Source organism: Hymenobacter convexus (genome assembly GCF_030580955.1).
Taxonomy (GTDB): Bacteria; Bacteroidota; Bacteroidia; order Cytophagales; family Hymenobacteraceae; genus Hymenobacter.
The window spans coordinates 527,939-547,715 of record NZ_JAUQON010000001.1 but is presented as its reverse complement, the minus strand read 5'-3'; the positions used below and the strand labels follow the sequence as shown (position 1 = coordinate 547,715).

15 protein-coding genes are annotated in these 19,777 nt (G+C 63.3%); 8 read left to right on the top strand and 7 right to left on the bottom strand.

Going from position 1 to position 19,777, the window contains the following annotated elements:
* Positions 1-12: 12 nt before the first annotated feature.
* The gene (locus tag Q4S41_RS02090) at positions 13-1,251 is read left to right on the top strand and encodes an amine oxidase (RefSeq protein ID WP_305029476.1); all 1,239 of its coding nucleotides are present in this window, start codon (positions 13-15) and stop codon (positions 1,249-1,251) included.
* A complete protein-coding gene (locus Q4S41_RS02085; protein ID WP_305029475.1) occupies positions 1,248-1,739 on the top strand; it encodes a methylated-DNA--[protein]-cysteine S-methyltransferase in 492 nt (163 codons plus the stop codon). Before Q4S41_RS02090 ends, Q4S41_RS02085 begins: the two co-directional genes overlap by 4 nt.
* Before the next feature lie 136 nt (positions 1,740-1,875).
* On the opposite strand, the gene Q4S41_RS02080 is transcribed toward Q4S41_RS02085, so the two are convergent.
* Complete coding sequence (locus Q4S41_RS02080) at positions 1,876-2,760, bottom strand: alpha/beta hydrolase (RefSeq protein ID WP_305029474.1); 885 nt, start codon at positions 2,758-2,760, stop codon at positions 1,876-1,878.
* A gap of 203 nt (positions 2,761-2,963) precedes the next feature.
* Between Q4S41_RS02080 and Q4S41_RS02075 the strand changes: the two genes are divergently transcribed.
* Together Q4S41_RS02075 and Q4S41_RS02070 are read left to right on the top strand one after the other, a co-directional pair.
* A complete protein-coding gene (locus tag Q4S41_RS02075; RefSeq protein ID WP_305029473.1) occupies positions 2,964-3,734 on the top strand; it encodes a hypothetical protein in 771 nt (256 codons plus the stop codon).
* Positions 3,735-3,817: 83 nt separating this feature from the next.
* Positions 3,818-4,552 carry a hypothetical protein gene (locus Q4S41_RS02070; protein WP_305029472.1) on the top strand — a complete coding sequence of 245 codons (735 nt, stop codon included), beginning with the start codon at positions 3,818-3,820 and terminating at the stop codon, positions 4,550-4,552.
* 186 nt (positions 4,553-4,738) lie between these two features.
* Here the strand turns inward: Q4S41_RS02070 and Q4S41_RS02065 are convergent, their stop codons facing one another.
* The 4 genes from Q4S41_RS02065 to Q4S41_RS02050 all read right to left on the bottom strand — a co-directional run bounded on the left by Q4S41_RS02065 (position 4,739) and on the right by Q4S41_RS02050 (position 13,085).
* Complete coding sequence (locus tag Q4S41_RS02065) at positions 4,739-6,145, bottom strand: hypothetical protein (RefSeq protein WP_305029471.1); 1,407 nt, start codon at positions 6,143-6,145, stop codon at positions 4,739-4,741.
* 493 nt (positions 6,146-6,638) lie between these two features.
* Complete coding sequence (locus Q4S41_RS02060; protein ID WP_305029470.1) at positions 6,639-8,816, bottom strand: hypothetical protein; 2,178 nt, start codon at positions 8,814-8,816, stop codon at positions 6,639-6,641.
* A 273-nt stretch (positions 8,817-9,089) separates the two neighbouring features.
* Positions 9,090-11,543 (bottom strand): M4 family metallopeptidase, encoded by a 2,454-nt coding sequence (locus Q4S41_RS02055; protein WP_305029469.1) that lies wholly within the window; start codon positions 11,541-11,543, stop codon positions 9,090-9,092.
* A 210-nt stretch (positions 11,544-11,753) separates the two neighbouring features.
* Positions 11,754-13,085: an amidohydrolase gene (locus Q4S41_RS02050; protein ID WP_369811235.1), complete on the bottom strand. Its 1,332-nt coding sequence runs from the start codon at positions 13,083-13,085 to the stop codon at positions 11,754-11,756.
* A 159-nt stretch (positions 13,086-13,244) separates the two neighbouring features.
* On the opposite strand from Q4S41_RS02050, the gene Q4S41_RS02045 reads away from it, so the two are divergent.
* On the top strand, positions 13,245-13,952 hold the full coding sequence (locus Q4S41_RS02045) for a phosphatase PAP2-related protein (RefSeq protein WP_305029468.1): 708 nt from the start codon (positions 13,245-13,247) through the stop codon (positions 13,950-13,952).
* 774 nt (positions 13,953-14,726) lie between these two features.
* Here the strand turns inward: Q4S41_RS02045 and Q4S41_RS02040 are convergent.
* Both Q4S41_RS02040 and Q4S41_RS02035 read right to left on the bottom strand, forming a co-directional pair.
* The gene (locus Q4S41_RS02040; RefSeq protein ID WP_305029467.1) at positions 14,727-15,506 is read right to left on the bottom strand and encodes an SDR family NAD(P)-dependent oxidoreductase; all 780 of its coding nucleotides are present in this window, start codon (positions 15,504-15,506) and stop codon (positions 14,727-14,729) included.
* 136 nt (positions 15,507-15,642) lie between these two features.
* Complete coding sequence (locus Q4S41_RS02035) at positions 15,643-16,458, bottom strand: phytanoyl-CoA dioxygenase family protein (protein ID WP_305029466.1); 816 nt, start codon at positions 16,456-16,458, stop codon at positions 15,643-15,645.
* A 336-nt stretch (positions 16,459-16,794) separates the two neighbouring features.
* Here Q4S41_RS02035 and Q4S41_RS02030 point away from each other — a divergent pair, with 336 nt between their 5' ends.
* The 3 genes from Q4S41_RS02030 to Q4S41_RS02020 all read left to right on the top strand — a co-directional run bounded on the left by Q4S41_RS02030 (position 16,795) and on the right by Q4S41_RS02020 (position 19,653).
* A complete protein-coding gene (locus Q4S41_RS02030) occupies positions 16,795-17,535 on the top strand; it encodes an energy transducer TonB (RefSeq protein WP_305029465.1) in 741 nt (246 codons plus the stop codon).
* Between the two features lie 45 nt (positions 17,536-17,580).
* The gene (locus Q4S41_RS02025) at positions 17,581-17,997 is read left to right on the top strand and encodes a TonB family protein (RefSeq protein WP_305029464.1); all 417 of its coding nucleotides are present in this window, start codon (positions 17,581-17,583) and stop codon (positions 17,995-17,997) included.
* Between the two features lie 93 nt (positions 17,998-18,090).
* A complete protein-coding gene (locus Q4S41_RS02020) occupies positions 18,091-19,653 on the top strand; it encodes a hydroxymethylglutaryl-CoA reductase (RefSeq protein ID WP_305029463.1) in 1,563 nt (520 codons plus the stop codon).
* Positions 19,654-19,777 lie beyond the last annotated feature (124 nt).

The window sequence follows — 19,777 nt, the reverse complement described above, 5'->3', positions numbered from 1 at the left end:
AACCCGCTTGCTATGGACCTTACTACCCCCGATGCCAACCCGTTCCGCTCCTTTTGGTGGGGCGGCTACGAGTGCACCGACCAGCTCAACGCCTTTGGCCACCGCGTCGATTTCCTGCCCCTCACCGGCCACCTGCAGCTGATTGACGAGGATTACGCGGCCCAGCAGCCTTTCAACATTGGCACCGTGCGCGAAGGAATTCGCTGGGCCATGATTGAGAAAACGCCCTACCAGTACGATTTCAGCACCGTGCAAATGATGCTGGACGCCGGCAAGCGCCACGGCGTGCAGCAAATCTGGGACCTGTGCCACTTCGGCTACCCCGACGACCTCACGCCGTTGCACCCCATGTTTGCCCGGCGCTTTGCCGCGCTCTGCCGCGCTTTCGTGGACTTTTACCGCTCGCAGCGGCCCGATGATGTGCTCATCGTCACGCCCATCAACGAGGTCAGCTTCATCAGCTGGCTGGGTGGCGAGGCCAACGGCACGTCGCCTTACTGCCACGGCCAGGGCTGGCGCGTGAAGTACGGCCTGATGCGCGCTTACATCGAGGGCAGCTACGCCCTGCGCGAGGCCGACCCCAGCATCCGCCTGCTCACCACCGAGCCGCTCATCAGCATTGTGGCCCCGCCCAACCCCTGGCCCCAGCACCGCCGCGAGGCCCGCGAATCGCACGAAAACCAGTTTCAGGCCACCGACATTCTCTGCGGCCGGCTATGCCCCGAGCTGGGCGGCGCTCCCGAGTTACTCGACATTGTGGGCTTTAACTATTACTACGACAACCAGTGGCAGCTTCACCCCTACCGCAAACTGGGCTGGAACGACCCCCAAATGGACCCGCGCTGGGTGCCGCTGCACAAGCTGCTGCGCAAGGCCTACCAGCGCTACGGCCGCCCCTTCGCCATCACCGAAACCAGCCACCCCGGCGTTGACCGGCCCATCTGGTGGCGCATGATTGCCGACGAGTGCGCCCACGTGCTGCGCAAGGGCCTGCCCCTGCAAGGCGTGTGCATCTACCCGCTCATCGACCGCCCCGACTGGGACCACACCCACGAGTGGCACCGCTCCGGCCTCTGGGATGCCGACCTCTCGCAGCCCGGCCCCGGCCGCGTGCTGCACCAGCCCAGCGCCGAGGCCCTGCTCCAGGCCCAGGCCGTGGTGAATGCCGCCAAGCCCCTGCGCCGCCGGCAAAGCGCCACCAGCAGCGTGCAAGCCAGCTTGTCGTTGGCGGCGCCTATTTTCAAGCCATGAACGCCACGGCTTACCTCGACTCTCCGCTCGGCCTGCTGTCCCTCACCGGCTCCGATGCGGGCCTGAGCGCGGTAAGCTTTCACCACACCGAAGGGCACTCGCCCACGGGTTTCGGGGCTGTGCCAGTGTGTTTGCGCGAAGGCTACCGCCAGCTGCAGGCCTATTTCGGCCGCGAGCTGCGCGCGTTCAACCTCACCTACGCGCCCGATTTCGGCACCGACTTTCAACGGCAGGTGTGGCAGGCGCTCACAGGCATAGCCTACGGACGCACGGCGTCCTACCTCGATGTGGCCAAGCTGTTGAATAACCCGAAATCCGTCCGGGCCGTGGGGGCGGCCAACGGCCAGAACCCGTTGGCCATCGTGTGGCCCTGCCACCGCGTCGTCGGGGCCGACGGCAGCCTCACAGGCTACGCCGGCGGCATGCACCGCAAGAAATGGCTGTTGGAATTTGAGCAGCCGGTGCGGCAGGGCGGGCTGTTTGGGTGAGCTTGAGGCGGATAATTTTCTGTCATCCTGAGCGCAGCGAAGGACCTTATTACGTTCGCCTCGTCACATTTACTGCAAACTGGTCAAGCGTGATAAGGTCCTTCGCTGCGCTCAGGATGACAGAAAATTATCCACCTCACGCCCCCACCATCTTCAGCAGCCCCTGGTAAATCACATTGTGCTGCCAATACAGCTGCAGCACCATGGGAATATGGTGGCGGCCGGGAATGATGATATAAGGCGCGGGCTGCCCGATGGCCTTGAGCTTATCCCGAAAGCGCCCCGAGCTGCCGCTGATGCTCGGGTACGTCTCGCCGCCGAGGTAGAATAGGAAGGGCGGAATGCCCGGCCGAATTTTGTAGATGGGCGACATTTCTTTCCACACCGCCGGGTCGTTGCCGAAGGGGACTTTGTACTGGGCGTCGCCTTCGTACTTCATTTCCTTGAGGTAGCTATACATATCGAGCCCCGCGGGGTCGTCCATAATGGCGCCTTTCACCGGATTTTGGGGCAGGCCGTTGGCGGCCAGTAGGGCGTCGTCGGTAGCCAGCAGGGCGGCCAGGCCACCCCCGGCCGAGTGGCCCATCACGAAGACGCGGGCCGGGTCGCCGCCGTATTGCTTGATGTTGGCCACCGTCCAGGCCAGGGCGCGGGCGCAGTCGGCGGCCTGCTCGGGCACGTGCACGGGCGGCGCCAGGCGGTAGTTTATCACCACGGCCACTACGCCCTGCTTGGCCAGCCGCCGGCCGATGAAGGAGTAGATGTTCTTGTTGCCGCTGGTCCAGCTGCCGCCGTGGATGAACAGCACCACCGGGTAGCCCGCCGCAGAGAGGGCCGCTTTTTTGGGCGAATACACGTCCAGTACGTGGCGTTCCTTGTCAAAATCGGGGGCGGAGCTGGCTACATAAGGCACGTTTTTGGCCCGGTGGCTGGGGCGGGCCATGGCATATTCGGTGGCGAAGACGACTACCACGGCAGTTAGCAGCACGGCCACCGGAGCCAGCAAGAGGAAACGACGCATAAAACGGAGCAGGAATTGAAAACCGCCAGCCCGATAACCGGCGGCGGTGCGGCTCACCTACGCCCGGCCGGCCGGCGCAGTTTGCCCGACGCGCTGGCGAGGGGCCCACGGCGTGCGTGCCGTGCTTGGCTTTATCTTTGTCAGCAACCGCGTTCGGCCCATTTTAATAGCGGCCGGGTCCACTCATTAATTTTATTTTCAACGTGTTTATTTCTGCTTCGCTCAAAACGATTTCGCCGGCGCTGACGGCTGTGCTGCTATTGGGGCTGCTGCTGACGGCCCCTGCCCAGGCCCAGCGCCGGAGCAAAACCTCGGCCGCCAACGCCGACGGCAGCCTGGCCACCACGCCCACGGCCCCGGGCCGCCCGGCCCGCCTGCAGCCCATGTTTGGCGGCCTCAGCCCGGCCCAGGCCACCCAGATTATCGGCGAGGCGCAGCTCAAGGCCATTGCCGCCAGCTTTGCCTCTACGGCCGAAGCCAGCGCGTTTTTCACCAACAAAGGCTACGAATACCTGCGTGAGCGCCAGCCCGACACGGCGGTTTACCGCTTCAACCTGGCCTGGCTGCTCGACCCCAAAAATGCCGAAGCCTACCGCGGCCTCGGCATCGTGGCCAGCAGCCAGCCCACCCCCGATGCCGCCATCCGCATCCTCATCCAGGGCCTGGCCCTGGCCCCCACCAGCTCGGCCATGCTGAGCGACCTGGGCACGAGCTACCTGCTGCGCTACAGCCAGGCCAAGAAGAAAAAAGACCTCACCACCGGCATGGACCTGCTGCAGCGTGCCACCACCACCGACCCCGCCAACGCCGAGGGCTGGCAGCAGTTGGCCCGCGGCTATTACTACCAGGAAAAGTACGCCGAAGCCTGGGCCGCCGTGCACAAGGGCCAGAACGCCAGCGTGAGCAGCCTCGATTTTAACCTCATCGGTGACCTGCTGACCAAGCTGCCCGACCCGCAAGGCATCTTCAAATAAACCGGGGGCCGGCAGACGGATTTCGGTAGTTCCGGCGTTGCCGCCCGTATAAACGCAGTTCCACCATTCTTTTTCCCCACAGCATGCGGTTTCGCTCCATCCTTCTGGGCGTGCTGGCGGCTGGCTTTTTCAACAGTCAGTCGGCTCACGCCCAATACCATTACTCGGTGCGCCACTACAACCGGCAGGGCCGCCCCTACTACCGCGGGCCGCTGCACGTCACGCTCGGCGGGGGCACGGGCCTCTACAACGGCGACCTGGGCAACAGCCCCGGCGACAACTTTTTTGGGCCGGCCGTGAGCGCCGGCGTGCTCTACCGCCTCACGCCCCACCTGCACTTGGGCAGCGAGGTGAGCTACCTGAAGCTGGGCGCCCGCGACAAGGCCAAGGAGCGCGGCCTGGCCTTCACCAGCACCAACGGCCTGGGCACGGTGTTCCTGCGTTTCGACCTGCTGCCCGACGAGTCGGTGTTTGCGTCGTCGATGGCCGAGGCGCCTATTTTCCAGGTGTACGTGCAGGGCGGCGCCGGCCTGCTGCTCTACGACCCCCGCTCTTACTTGGGCACCGCGCGGCCCACCGACGAGACGGTGTACCTGGCCCCCGAGCGCAACGACTACCCATTTCTGGCCGGCGTAGCGCCGGTGGGCGGCGGCTTCAGCGTGCGCCTCATCGACCGGCTCAGCGCCAACCTGGAAGCCAACTACTACTTCACCGCCACCGACCAATTGGACGATATCAGCCTGAAGCTGGGCGGCGCCTCGCGCGGCAACGACGGCTTCGGCACCGTGATGCTGAAGCTGGACTACTCGCTGAAATAGCTGTTTGCGTTTAAGCAATTTTGTCATCCTGAGCGCAGCGAAGGACCTTATCACGTTTGAGCGCTATAAATTCGGCGCTAATAAGGTCCTTCGCTGCGCTCAGGATGACAGGAAACAACAAAAAGGCCCGCCAGCAATGCTGACGGGCTTTTTTGTGGCAAACTGACCATCCGATTCCGGCCGATGTTAAGGCACCACGAGCTTTTTGACAAACGCCACGCCGCCCGCCGTCACACGCACGGCGTACAGCCCCGGGGCGCGGCCGGCCAGGTCAAGGCGCAGGGCAGCGGTGCCGTCGGCGGCCACTGGCAGGGCGCGGGCGGGGCCGAGGGTGCGGCCCCGCGCGTCGAGCAGCTGCACGCTGGCCGGGGCGCGGGGCGGCAGCCCGGCCAGGGCCAGCGTGGCCTGCCCGCCGGGGGCCGGGTTGGGCCACACGCTGGCCCGGGCGGCCAGGGCGCGGCCCGCCTGGGCGGCCGTGGGCGAGCCGAAGGGGTAGAGCACCTGCGTGGCGGAGCAGCCCAGGTTGTTGGTCACGGTGAGCGTGACGGGGCTGCCGGGGGCGGGCACGGGGGCGAAGCGGTGGGGCGGCGGGGTGCGGCCTTCGTAAAACGAACCGTCGGGGAAGTGCCAGCGCCAGCGTTCGAGCGTGGCGTAGCGCGGGCCGGCGGTGGAGAGGTCCACCAGGCGCAGCGTGTCGCGGGCGGGGCTGAGGGCGAAGCCGGCGCTGGCCACGGGCGGGCGTTGGCAGAGCAGCGCGGCGGCGGGGTAGGGCGCGCCCAGCCCGGCGAAGCGCGTGAGCAGCCCGGCCTGGTCCTGGCTGGTTTGCCCGTTCACCGTGTGCGAAATGACGCGCTGCGCCCCCAGGGTGAGAGTGCCGTCGGGTTGCAAAAGGGTAGGCGAAAAAACACCCGTAACGTTGAAATATACTTCCCACACCGCACCGGCGCCGGTGCGGTTGGGGGCGTACTCGACCAGGTAAGCCCGGTTAGGGTCGCCGAGGGTAGTACGGTTGCGGCCACCCAACACCAGGTAATTACCGTTGGCCAGCACTTGCACGCGGCTGAGGCTGGCGGCGGGGTACTGGGTGGTCTGCCCGCTTAGGCGCTGCTCCCATTGCACGGTGCCCAAGCTGTCGAACTTGGCCAAGAAGCCGCGCGGCTGGGGGCAGCAGTTGAAGACGGGCAGGTAGCGGTCGGGGTAGACGTTGCCGGCCACCACGAAGCCCCCGTCGGGGGTGGCCGGCACGTCCAGGGGCTCGTACTGCTCGGAGATGGGGCCGAAGTACTCGTTGGCGAGGCGGATGGTGTCGCCGTTGGCCTTGAGGCGCTGGAGCCAGCCGCTGTAAACGGCGGTGGGGCCGTAGGGGGCCTGCCAGGCGCGGCCCTTCTGGCCCACCAGCACGTAGGACCCGTCGCGCAGGGCCGCCATGGCCCCCACGGTCAGGCCGTCGGCATTGGGTGTGTTGCCCGCGTACTGGCGCTGCCACACCAGCCGCTGGGCCGAGTCCAGCCGCACCACTTGGGCGCCGGGAAAGTTATTGAACAGCGACCCGCCGGCCACAAAGGGCGTGAGGTTGATGGAATGCGCCCACATGCGCCTTGTTGGCCCACGGCCAGAAGCGTGCCGCCATTATCGATGCGGCGGTAAGTGGGCCGGTAGCGCAGGCGGCCGCGCCAGTTGCCCAGCGAATCAGTCCGCACGTAAAACAAACCATCATTTCCCGGCGATACCTGGGCCGTGTCGGCGGTGCCCGTGAGCAGAAAATCACCGCCTTTCAGGGGCAGCATCCGCATATAGCCGCCCGGTAGGGAGTAGCGGCGGCTAGAGAGTGTATCGCCCTGCGCGTTGAAACGCCAGAAGACAGCCCGAAACTCGTTCGGTCCTGTGCCGGTGAAGCGGCTGGTACCACCGATGGCGGCCAAACGTCCGGTGCTCAATTGCCAGAGTTGGCCGGGGGTAACATTAGTCCGAACCGCCTCATTAAACGTGCGCTGCCACACTTGGGTGGGCTGGGCCTGCACGGCCGTGCCGAGGGCTACCCCCAGCACGGCCAGTAAAGTAATATGAAGGAACGCATAACGCGGCCTTATTCAACTACGAGACGGTGCGTGGCGATGGGCGCACCATCCACCAGCAGGGTATAGAAATACGTACCCGCCGGGTAGCGGGTCGCATCAGGGCGCAGTTCCTGCCTGGATGTGTCCAACGACAGCGTTTCTACTACCCGGGCATCAAGGGCGCGACGCACTAGCAACGTGGCGGATTGCGCGCCTTTCGGTAGGCGGTAGGCAATGGTCGTCGAGCCATGCGTAGGATTAGGGGTGTTCTGTGCTAGCGAGGAATTGGTTGCTGGCTGAGCGCCCGCCAAAGATGCGCCGTTACGTTGAAGTCCATTTGGTGTGAGGTTAACGCAAGCGGTGCCCGAAACGTAGTCCGGAGTTGTATTGGTGAATGTTAAGCTGACTGAAGGATTGACTAAGGTTGCAAGTGTAAGTTGACTATAGTTTTTATAACTGTAATAGCTTAGCATCCCAACGGGTGCATTGTTATAAAGCGCATAGAAGCCGCTATTGCTTGTTCCAGTATCATCGAACCGGTTCTTGAGAACTGTCGCCGGGTTTCCTGGCTGCACATTCGGGTCTTCCAGCCGAATAGTCGAGGCCGATTCATTAATAATGCCGTAGCTGACGCCGCTGCGGGCACTGAGGCTCACACCGCGCTCGAAGGTGTTGCAATCAGCCAGCACCTGCCCGCTACCGCTGAGCAGGGAAAACCCCTTGGCGCACTCGCTGAACAGGTTGCGCTCCACGTCGGTGGCCGTATTAGCGGGCACCTCCAGGGCCAGGCCCACGCCCAGGGCGCGGAAGGTGTTGCCTTGCGCCAGGGTCAGGTTCTGGCTTCTCACGCCGATTTGCTCGGTGCGGTAGTTGGCGTAGCCGAAGCTGGCATAAGGCGTGGTATCGTCCTGCCGGAAGGCGGCCCCCGTCACGCTCACCGGCATTTGCACCACGCCGATGCCCAGCGTGGCGTCGGTGTACAGGGCCGGGCTGTAGTCGGCCAGGGCCTGGGTTACCTGGCCGGTGCCCGGGTGCTTGGTCGCCGTCGGAAACACGAACTTGCCGCTGGTCACGCCCAGGCGGCTGGGGGCATTCTTGGGGTCGGGGGTGCCCTGGCTGGCAATGCCGGCCAGCTGGAAATCGACCCAGGCGCAGGTATCGGCCTGCATGGCCACGCCGGGCTCGGCCAGGGTGAGGCCCACTAAGGCGCGCTGCAGCGTGTTCTGGCGGAAGCGCAGGGCGCGGGCGTCGCCCAGCACGCGCACATGGGTGGGGGCGTGCGAGGAGGAGGTAGAAATGGGCGCGTAGGGAATCTTGAGCAGCTGCGGGTCGGCGTCGAAGGTGCAAAAGCGCACGTACTCGCGCGTCGGGGCCGGCGAAGCGCTGTAGTCCAGGGTCAGGGCCCGGTAGTTGTGCAGAAACTCCAGGTTCGAAAGAAACAGGGCGTTGGTGCTGGCCGGAGCGGTGGCGTCGCGGGTAAACGTGAGGCCCCGCCGGCTGTGCATCAGGCGTGGGGACAGCGTACCCACGGCTTTGGCGAACAAGCCGTGGCCGGAGCCGGGGTGCACCAGCCCGCCCCACATCTCGTCGCAGGCGGCCGTAATGGTGGCCCCTTCCAGGTAGAGCTGGGCGTCGTCGAGCACCACGTCGGCGTTTGGCCCCATCAGCAACACACCGCCCACTGGCAGGCGGTAGGCGTTGCCGTGGAGCGTGAGCGTGCCGCCGCCGACGTGGAATACGGTGCCCGGCGCCCGCGGCATGGGCGGCGAGGTGCTGAAATCGTATTGAAAGGGGTCGCCGTAGGCGTATTGGGCCAGGTTGTAGTCAAAGGTATAATTGGTGCCCAGCTCCACCACTTTGGGCGAGGACTCGGCGTATTGGCAGCAGTTGGCCTGCACCGTAATAGTGGTGCTGTAGGCGTTCACCGCGCCCGTGCTGGCCGTGAGCGTGTAGGTAGTCGTCACCAGCGGGTTGACCACCACGCTGGGCGAGGTCGCGGACGAGATGTTGCGGTTGGGCGCCCAGGCGTAGGTGTAGGTGGTCGACAAGTCGCAGGGGTTCGGGCCAAACTGCAGCACCGCCGAGCCGCCCTGGCAAATGCTGGCCTGGCTGGCGTAGAACGAGGGCAGGCAGTTGGTGGTGGACGGCCCGCCGGCGGTGGCTTCCGTCGTTTTCTGGGCGTGGGCCGAAAGGCTGAGCAGGGCCATGAGCAGCGTCGGGCTAAGCCAGCCGCGCCGGGCGCGGGCGACGGGGTGCGCGGCGGGGGGGGTAGAAATTTTTCATGGGCAACTGAAAAAGGGGTTGGGGAATGGAAAAGAACTTACCGGGGCAAGGCACTGAAAAACACAAGCTTTCCAAATCCGGCGCTTCCCTCCTGCCCCGCCGTACCGGCCGGGGCCAACGCCCGCCGCATCCCGGCAACAAAAAGGCCCGTCAGCAATGCTGACGGGCCTTTTTTACATTTCAGGCTTAGCAAAAAGCTATTCTTTCACGAAGCGCTGGTGGAATACTTTCTGGCCGTCGCTCACGCTGATGGTGTACATGCCCTTGGCCAGGCCGCTGATGTTGAGGATGCCGTTGCTGAGCGTGGTGCCGGCCATGCGGGCGCCGCGCACGTCGCTCACCGTCACGGCGGTTACTTCGGCATTGCCGGGCAGCACCAGGCGCAGGGCGTCGGTGGCCGGGTTGGGGAACAGCTCCAGGGTGCGGGCCAGCTCGTTGCCGAGCGGGGTCGCGTCGCCGGTCAAGGTAGTGGGGGCAATGGCCGCGCCGCCGGTGATGTTGAGGGTGTAGTCCTCGGCTTCGCCGTAGCTGAAGGTGCCGCAGCTGGTGGTGGCCGAGTTGTCGCTCATTATCACGCGCATCACCGTGCTGCCGTTGCGGGCCGTGGTGGGCACCGTGAAGGTGGCGCTCAGGGTGCCGGCGCTGGCGCTGCTGCCGCTCACCACCAATTCGCCGGCGTCGGTGAACACGCCGTTCTTGTTGTAGTCGATGTAGACTTTCCAGTACTCGGTGTAGGCGGTGCTGGTGAAGCCGGCCGAGAAGTACACCGTCTGGGCCGAGCCGGCGGCTACGCTGGTGCTCAGCGCGGTGCCGTTGTAGTAGCCGGCGTCTTTCGACGACGTGCGGTTGATGCTGCCCAGCTGCACCAAGTCAATCCATTCATACGCCTGGCTGGTGCCCTTGATGGTGCAATACGTGGTGGTGGGAGGAGGCGTGGTGCCGCCCGAGGCAGCGCCCACACCCACGGCAAACCAGGCGTCGGTCACGGCCGTCACCTGGGCCGAGCCCGCGCCGTAGAGGTCCGTGGCGGCCTGGATGGCGTAGGTCCGGGCCTGGGCGTAAGTCGAGGAGGCCGTCATGTACACGCTTTCCATGCGGAAAGTGATTTTAGCGGCAGCATCAATGCCCACCCCGGTTACGCTGTACACGCCACCGCCTTCGTTGGTGCCCGATTTGCCCACGGCCAAGATGTAGTACCAGTGGTTGAGCACGCCCGAGTTGGTGTGCACGCCGCCCTGGTCGTTAGCATTCGAAGGCGAAGAAGTGGTAGCTACCCAGTACTGGCCCTTGTAGTAAGCCGGCTGACCCAGCGACTTGGGGTCGCTCATCGAGCGCAAAGCGGCCTGCTGCTTGTCGATTTCCTCGCCAATCAGCCAGGTCGACTTCGCTTTCACGCCGCCCGAGGTGAAGCCCAGACTGCCCACCGCATAGGCCTCAATGCTGGCGCCCCAGATGTCGGACAGGCCCTCGTTCATGGCGCCCGACTCGTTGGCGTAGGTCAGGTTGGCGGTTTTTTCGCACACGGCGTGGCCGATTTCGTGGCCGCACACGTCCAGCGCCGTCAGGGGGCGGAAGCGCGTGGCGCCGTCGCCGTAGGTCATGCGCACGCCGTCCCAGTAGGCATTCTCGTAGCCGGCCCCGCCGGGCACGTCGTCGAAGTGCACGTAGCTTTTGATGATAGCACCGGCGTTGTCGTAGCTGTTGCGGCCGTGCACGTTCTTCCAATAGTCGTAGGTGGCTTGGGCGCCCACGTGGGCATCGCCGGCCACGTTATCAAAGTTGGCGTTGTTGTACTCGGTCGACGTCCAGTTGTTGTCGGCGTCGATGAAGTCGGTGGCCGAGGTGTAGCTGTTGCTCTTTTTGCAGTTGAACGTCTGGATGCCGAGGCCGCGGGTGGTTTCGCGCAGAAAGTAGCCGCCGGTGGTGGTGCCATCGGCGGTGCTGCGGGTGCCGCTGTAGGCCGTGGCGAAGGTGCCGGTAGCCGCCGCGTGCTTGATGATGTTGTCCTGCAGCACCACCTGGCCGGTGCGGGCATCCACGTACACGTAGGAGCGGCTGATGGGCTGCGCGGCGTACACGTTGAACTTCCAGGCCAGCACCAGCGGGCCGTTTTCGGCGCTCTGGCGCATGTCGCGCACAATCACCAGCTCGCCCTTCGGGGTAAAGTCGGCGGCGTTGGCTTCTTTGGTCTGCCACATATACTTGGTGGCGCCCACGTGGGCCAGGGCGCTGTTCAGGGCCGTGCTTTCTGTCAGGCCGGGCGTGGTGCTCAGGCCCGAAATCTTCTCAAAATCGCCGCTGATGCTTTCCACCGTGCCGCCCTTGGCGTGCACCGTGTAGTCGGCGTGCTCAACGCGGATGCCCTGGTAGTACTGGGCAAATTTCTGGTGCGTGAAGCCGAGTTGGTCGGTTTCGGTGCGGGCCACGCGCATCTCGTCGGCATTGGTGAGAGCCAGTTGCTGGCGCAACACCTGCTCGCCGTTGAGGCCGCGCAGGGCCATCTTGCCTTCGGCGTTGAACTGCACCAGCACGGGCTGCTTGTCGTCGCCCAAAACTTTGGTTTGAATGCGCGCAGCATCCTGCGCTTGAGCCGAGGTAGCGGCCATGGCACTGAGCAAGGCTATTGCTGCAGCTGAGTATTGTTTTCTCATGTATGAAATGTGGTTGATGGTGGGAAATGACCCGATGCTCAATTTCAAATTTTGCATCGAACCGGCCGCAACCTAGCCATTATTTCATCACGCAATCGTTGCCGACTAATAAAATTCGCATTAATGACAAAATTTTATACAACTCCGACGCAATAAATTGCACTCACTCAAATTGAAATATTCCTTTCCCCCGAAACGGCTAAAATGGACCTATTTTTGCACGGTCCGGGCACTGTTGAGGTAGTCGGCGGCCAGCGTAGCCAGGGTCTTCACGCCCAGCGTCAGCCCGCTTTCGTCGATGCGGAAGCCGGCCGTGTGGTGGTCGGCGGCGGTGGCCGGGTCCTGCCCTTTGCTCATACCGCCCACGAAGAGAAACAGGCCCGGCACCTTCTCTTGGTAAAAGGAAAAGTCCTCGGCACCGGTCACCGCTTTTATTTCGTGGACGCTGGTGGTACCTGCCACGGCTTGCAGCGTGGGCAGCATCTGGGCCGTGAGGGCGGGGCTGTTGATGGTGACGGGCACGTAGGGCTCGATGCTCACGTCGGCGGTGGCCCCGGCGCTTTCGGCAATGTTGGTGGCAATGCGGCGGATGCTGGCCCAGATTTGCTTTTGCACTTCCGGGTTGAGGGCGCGAATGGTGCCGCTCATTTCCACATCGGGCGGGATGATGTTGTAGCGCACGCCGCCGTTGATGGTGCCCACCGTCACCACGGCCGCGTCGTCAATCAGCTTCACCTCGCGGCTCACGATGGTTTGCAGGCCCATAATGATTTGGGCGGCCGTCACCACCGGGTCCACGCTGCTCCAGGGCGCGGCGCCGTGCGCGCCTTTGCCGTGCACCTTGATGGTGAACCGGTCGGAGCTGGCCATTTCGCCGCCGGGGCGGTAGGTGAGATTGCCCACTTCGGAGTCGGCCCTGATATGTAAGCCGAATACGGCATCCACCTTGGGCTTGTCGAGCACGCCTTCCTTCACCATAAGTTTGGCGCCGCCTTCCACGCCGGGCACGGAGCCCTCCTCGGCGGGCTGGAAGATGAACTTGACGGTGCCGGGCAGGTCGGCTTTCACCTGGCTGAGCACTTCAGCGGCGCCCATGAGCATAGCCACGTGGGTGTCGTGGCCGCAGGCGTGCATCACGCCCACGGGCTGGCCCAGGTAGGTAGTTTTCACCTTGGAAGCGAAAGGCAGGCCGCTGGTTTCGGTGAGGGGCAGGCCGTCCATGTCGGCGCGTAGGGCCACCACGGGGCCGGACTTGCCCCCGCGCAGGATGCCCACCACACCGGTGCGGCCCACACCGGTTTGCACTTCCAGGCCCAGCTTCTTGAGATGCGCGGCTACAAGGGCGGCGGTGCGGGTTTCCTGGTTGCCCAGTTCGGGGTGCTCGTGGATGTCGCGCCGCCAGGCAATGACTTTGGCTTCTTCCTGGGTGGCCAGTTGGGCAATGCGGGCATCGAGGGCCGCATTCTGGGCCTGCGCCGGGTGGGTGAAAAGGCCCAGGGCCATTGCAGCCGAAAGCATCGAGATAGTAGCGGTTGAACGCATGGGCAAAGCAGTTTTTAGCGATGAATGGGCCTACGGTGGCACCTCTGGGCAACCCGCAATGTTACGCCAAGGCTACCGGCTCCCAAGCTACTGTCGAGCCTTCGGCGTAGTTTTGCGGAATAATTTATTCTTGGCTAATTATCTGACTGCCTTCGCGCTGTGGCTATTCTCTTAAAACCGGCCGATTCCCTTCCTGCTTCCATTGCTTCATCACCGGCCCGCCCGGCGCCTTGGGTGGCGGCCTGGGCCCGGCCCGGCTTCCGTCTGCGGCTAGGTGCAGTGCTGTTTCTGCTACTAGGCCTGCTGCCGGTGGTGCCGGGGTTCTACCATTTCATTCAGGCGCGGCCCGGCCACTTGCTGGCCGACCCGCTGCTGGCGCTGCTGCCGGTGCACGACGTATCGGCGCCCACGTTTGCGCTCATCTATGGGGCCATTGCGGCCACGCTGCTCTACCTGCTGCCCCGGCCCCAACGGCTGCTGCGGGCGCTGTGGGCCTATTATTTCCTGCAGCTGCTGCGCATGCTCACGCTGTGGCTGCTGCCGCTGGAGCCGCCCACCGCACTGGTCATCCTCCACGACCCGGTGATGGACCGCATTTTTGAGGTGACCACCCAGCCCATCGTGCGCGACCTGTTTTTTTCGGGCCACACCGCTACCATGGTGCTCCTCACGCTGGCCGGCCGGGGCCGCAAGTGGCGCTGGGCGCTGGGCCTGATGAGCGTGGCCGTGGGCCTGCTGGTGCTGGTGCAGCGCGTGCACTACTCGTATGATGTGCTGGCCGCGCCACTGTTTGCGTGGCTGGCCTACTGGCTGGCGGGCCGAATTACGAAGCAGCAGCCCGCCATTCACGAATCTACCCTTGTTTGAGCAATTTTCGCAATACATCCGAAGGCCCCGAAAACGTAGATTTTCGGGGCCTTTTTTGTGGAGCAATTTGAAGGTACTTATCTTTTAGAACAACTACCGTTTTGCTGAACAGAGCGACATACTTTTTCAACCTCGCTGCCCTACTTTATGGCCTTGGATTTTCTTATTTTGCCCGCGTAAGGACGTGTCCAGCACATGGTGCAAATCGGCCCGCAGCGTAACGGCCCCGGCAATAAAAACGGGCGCTAAGGTAACTGACTGATAAAACACCAGTTAACCGCTCGGATGGTTATCATCGCCGCGCGGCCAAGGAGGTCCAGTGCGCGACGGAGGGAGGGAAAACCAGTCATGAGGAAGTGGGGAAAAGTGGAGTAAGGCTTTTGTGCCAACTGTGTCAGGAAAAAGAGCCGGCGACGGCCCAAGTTAAAAAAGGCGTTTCAATTCCAAACTACTCACAAAACATCTGTTAATCCGACGAAGATAGAGCGATGGGCAACAACCGCCGGGTTACCTGCTTGCTTTTCGCTCCTTTTCTCCAACCACTAGCACCACTAGCAGCAGTCCGCTACTAGGTGCCGGCAAGCTACTGCGGCACTTGGTGAGTTTACGAAACCCGTCTACAAATCTAAGTTTAGGAAACGCGCCAAGTAGATGAGTTTCGCAAACCCGGTGGCCTCCAAAAAACGTCCTGATTCATAAAAATAAAAGCCCCAAATCCACTCAGACTTGGGGCTTTTATTTTTATGAGACCGGGCTCAAAATGATAGCCCATGCCTACAAATACTTCTCATAAATCCCGGCCGCTATTTTCTCCACGATGCCCTTAGGCACCACGCTGGTGAGGCCGGCCGATACCTTGTTGAGCACGCCGGGGATGATTTCGGCCTCGCCGGACAACAGGCCGCTCACGGCGGCTTCGGCCACGGCTTCGGGCGTCATCGACACCTTGTTGGCGGTGGCCTGCAGCTCGGCGCCCATGCCGGCGCGGTCGGCGAAGCTGGTGGTGGTGGCGCCGGGGCTCAGGCAGGTGACGGACACGTTGCTCGCCTTCAGCTCGTAGCGCAGGCCGCGGCTGAAGCTCAGCAAAAATGCCTTGCTGGCCGCGTAGAGCGAGAGCGAGGGCACGGCCTGGTAGGCGGCGGTGCTGGCCACGTTCAGGATGTAGGCTTTGGGCGCTTGGTGCAAAGCCGGTAGCAGGGCATGGGTAAGGGCCACGGGCAGGGCCATATTCAACTGCATCATGTTCTGTTGCTCGGGCATACTGAGTTGCTCGAAGCGGCCCCAGAGGCCGTAGCCGGCGTTGTTCACCAGCACCGCCAGTTGCTCGGTTTGCTGGGTGGCCCAGGCGGCCACGGTTTCGGCGGCGCCGGGGGCGGCCAGGTCGAGGGCCAGCAGGCGGGCCTGGCGCTGGTGCTTCCGACCAATTTCGTCGGCCAGGGCGGTGAGTTGGTCTTCGGAGCGGGCAACCAGCAGCAGGTCGTAGCCGCGCCGGGCCAGCAGAAGGGCAATGGCGCGGCCAATGCCGCGCGAAGCGCCGGTAACGAGTGCGTACATGTTTCTGAGATAGTTAGAACGTCATGCTGAGCGAAGTCGAAGCATCTCGCGTGCCACCACTAACTCAATCAATTGGATTACTTCGGCACGCGAGATGCTTCGACTTCGCTCAGCATGACGTTCCGCTAGACCTACCCTATTTCACCAGGTGCAGGAAGCGCAGGTAGAACGGCGTGGGGCTGTCTTCGCTTTTGGGCTGGTACTTGCCCGCGATGATGGGCACGTACATCACCCGGCGGCGGCTTTCGGCACCGATGAGCGGCGACTGGGCCACGCGGTGCCACATGCGGCCGTCGTGCACGGTGAGGTCGCCGGGTTCGGTTTCGATGGCCACTTCGTTGGGGTCGTAGAAGACGTCCTTGTAGTACTTCTTGCGAAACAGCATCTTGTGCAGGCCCTGGCGGTGGGTGCCGGGTATCACGCGCAGGCCGCCGTTGGTGGCCTTGGTGCCGTCGAGGTGCAGGCCCACGTTGAGCATGGGCCCGATGCGCTTGCCGTAGAACACGTCGCGCAGCGAGTCGGTGTGCCAGCCCATCTGGCTGAATTCGGAGCCTTCCACGTTCACGTAGTGGTTCACCACGAGGCCGTCTTTCTCGTTTTCGCCCACCCGGCCGCCCTCGGCTTCAAGCAGCGGGAACAGGGCTTTGAACCGGTCGTCCTGCAGCAGTTTGTGCAATACGTCGCTGTGCTGCGAGGCAAACGCGAAACGCTGCACGATGCGCGAGCCGTCCACGTCGTGCCCGTACTTGATGGGCACGCCGTTAACTTTTTCCACGCCCTCGGCCAGCCATTTGGCTTGCACGTCCTGGGTGGCTTTCAGAATTTGCTGAACGTATTCGGGGGAGGCGAAAGGGCGAAAATGAAGGAAACCGTATTTAGCGAAAAAAGCCCGTTGCTCGGCCGTGAGGGCGTTGCCGAGGGTAAAGCGTGGGTAGTCAGCAGATAAAGCCATAGCAGAATAGAGGCGGCCGGCAGGGGTTCCGGCCGACGCGCAAAGGTAATACGTGGGGCGTAGCCGCTGGCCCGCCGGCAGCGGTTTCGGAGGCTACGCAGCGGGTAGTAACCGGAGCGGCACGCAGGAGTTTTAAGGAGCAAACTACGGGCTCGCTGGGTGAACAGATTGTGAACGGTACCCCGGCCCGGCCCCTGCCGACGGTCAGCCCCGCTAAATACCTTAACGGCCCAAACTTAGCTGCCCGGCCCGCGTGCTAAACAGCCGGCCGCCAGCGTTAGCCCGTTGGCCGTGCCCGTTTCAGGTGGTCCCCAAAATGGCGTAACATTCTTTTCTATGCTCCTGCAACTACCCACATTCAATGCGGTGCTAAGCCCTTGCTCCGTCGACAGGGCCGCCTTGGTCGCGCATCCGGCGGGCCATTTCTGCGGCCAGTGCCAGCGCGTGGTGCAGGATTTCAGCCAAAGCACCGACCCCGTGGCCGCCCTGGCCGCCGCCCGCGCCACCTCGCCCGACGGGCGGGTGTGCGGCAGCTTTCGGCGGCAGCAAGTAGCCCCCGTGCCCACGCTGTCGCGGCGGCTGCGCTGGTTTGTGGTGGCGCTGGTGCTGGTGGTGGGCCAGGGGCTGAGCGCGCGGGATGCGCTGGCGCAGGTGCGGCGGGGAATTGATTACACCCAGGAAATTGCAAAAAACCGGAGCGAGCGGCTGGCCGCCGTCAAACGCGATTCCGCTGAATCGGCGCAACACCTAAACCAAGTTTATGGCGCCGTCATTGAGAAAATGCCCTCTTTTCGGGGCGGCGGCAATAGGGAGGTGGTTAAGTTTATTCAGCAGCAGGTGGTCTGGCCCCGGCAAGACGGGAAAATCGTTCAGGCCCAGGGCCGGGTCTTTGCCTCGTTCACCGTGGACGCAAGTGGCCGGGTGTGCCACCCCAAAATCGTAAAAAGCCTGCAGCCCTTCTTCGACGCGGAAGTGTTGCGGGTGCTGCGCATCATGCCCAACTTCAAACCGGGCCGGCAAAACGGCAAACCCGTAGCGGTGGACATGGTCGTTCCGGTTACATTCAAGATGAAGTGATAATTAATCAAAGCCCCTCGCGGTTCATTCATTCCCCAGGCAACCATGGCACACCGGTGGCTCATCCTGCTCACGGCCACTTTAGCCGCCGGCTTGGCCCGGGGGCAGACTCCTAAAGCGGTAGCTGCCCCACCAGTGACCAACGTGTATACCTACGTGGAACAAATGCCCCAGCCACCCGGCGGTGGCGGCAATGCAGCCATGGTAGCGCTTATTCAGAAGGCCATCCACATTCCGCTCTTTCATGGGAATTACCCGGAAAGCAGCCGGGTGGTGGTCGGATTTACGGTGACGGAGGCCGGCCAGGTGCGGGGCGTACGCATCCACAAAAGCATCGACCGCCGCGTCGACTCGGCCGTGGTGCATGCGGTGAGGGCGCTGCCGCGCTTCACGCCCGGCCGCCAGCAGGGCCGCGCGGTAAGTGTCAGCTTTAGGATACCCATCACCTTTTGCTGGCAGTAGGATTTGGGCAATATTTGGACATTCCAGCCAAATATTGCCACCTTCACTTCCCGGCACACCTCATCCATTCATCTCCTCAATCCCACCTTTCCGATGGTCTTCACCCCCAGCCCCATGCTCCTCAAGCTGCTCTACACGCGCGGCAGCCTGCACAACCTGCCCGAGCAAGCGGGCGTGGCCTTCAGCATCAAAAACCGGCTCGACAACGTGAAAGTCACCGGCTTCCGGCAGGTGCAGATTGGCGAGGTGGTGGTGCCGGCCGAGAAAATAACGGTGGATATGGGCGACGGCGAGCAGCGTCCCGCCTCTCAGATTGACGCTGACGGCCAGGCCATCGACCTGCCGGTGGGCCGCACCCTCATCATTCGGCTCGATACGCCGGCCCTGTCCGAGGGCATGCACGCGGTGCAGGCCTGGTTCTCGACCGATGCCTTCGGCGACCTGCACGTGGAAGTGGAAGATGCCATTGTGAGTGCCGCCAACCACAAGCCGCGCATCCCGCGCTCCGAGGAAGACGACTACTCCGAGGCGGCCATTGCGGCCCGCCAACGCTTTGCCGAGGAGTTCTCGGGCAAGCAGTTCAAGCACCTCAAAAACTATTCTTTCGATGCCCACATGCTGCAGGGCAACTGCGAGCATTTCATGGGCGTGGCCCAGATTCCGGTGGGCCTGGCCGGGCCGCTGACGGTGAACGGCGAGCACGCGCAGGGCGATTTCCTGATTCCGATGGCCACCACCGAGGGAACCTTGGTGGCCAGCTACAACCGCGGCATGCAGGTGCTCAACCTGTGCGGCGGCGTGAAATGCACCGTCATTGGCGACGCCATGCAGCGGGCGCCGGTGTTCGTGTTCAGCGATGCGCGCGGGGCGCGGGATTTTGGCCGCTGGATTGAGGAGCAGATTGACCAAATTCGGCCACAGGCCGAAAGCACGTCGAGCGTGGCCAAGCTGCAGTACATCGACACGTACCTGAGCAACAAATTCGCTTATCTGCGCTTCAATTTCAGCACCGGCGACGCCGCGGGCCAGAACATGGTGGGCCGCGCCACCTTCGCCGCCTGCTCCTGGATTCTGGAGAATTACAAAGGCCCGAAAATCGAGCATTTCTACCTTGAATCAAACTTCGCCACCGACAAAAAGGCCTCGCAAATCAACGTGATGCGCACCCGTGGCAAGCGCGTGGTGGCCGAAGCCGTGGTGAAGCGCGACGTGCTGATGCAGCGCATGCGCGTGACACCCGAGCAGCTGGCCTACCACGGCCAGGTGAGCAACGTGGGCGCGTTCATTTCGGGCGCCAACAACAACGGCGCGCATTCGGCCAACGGCATCACGGCCATGTTCATCGCCACGGGGCAGGACGTGGCCAACGTGAGCGAGTCCTCGGCCGGCATTCTGTATTCGGAAGTGACGCCGGAGGGCGATTTGTACATCAGCATCACCATTCCCTCGCTCATCGTGGCCACGCACGGCGGCGGCACCGGCCTGGCCACCCAAAACGAGAGCCTGCAGATGCTGGGCTGCGTGGGCCGCGGCACGGTGCGCAAGTTTGCCGAAATCGTCGCTGGCGTGGTTTTGGCCGGCGAGTTGAGCCTGGGAGCCGCCATTTCGAGCTCCGACTGGGTGAGTAGCCACGAGCAGTACGGCCGCAACCGGTAAATTCCTATAAGGTTGAAAAGGCGGTTATCCTGAGCGTAGCGAAGGACCTTATCACGTCTGAACGCTAATCTGTTCAGACGTGATAAGGTCCTTCGCTGCGCTCAGGATGACAAACCCACAAAAA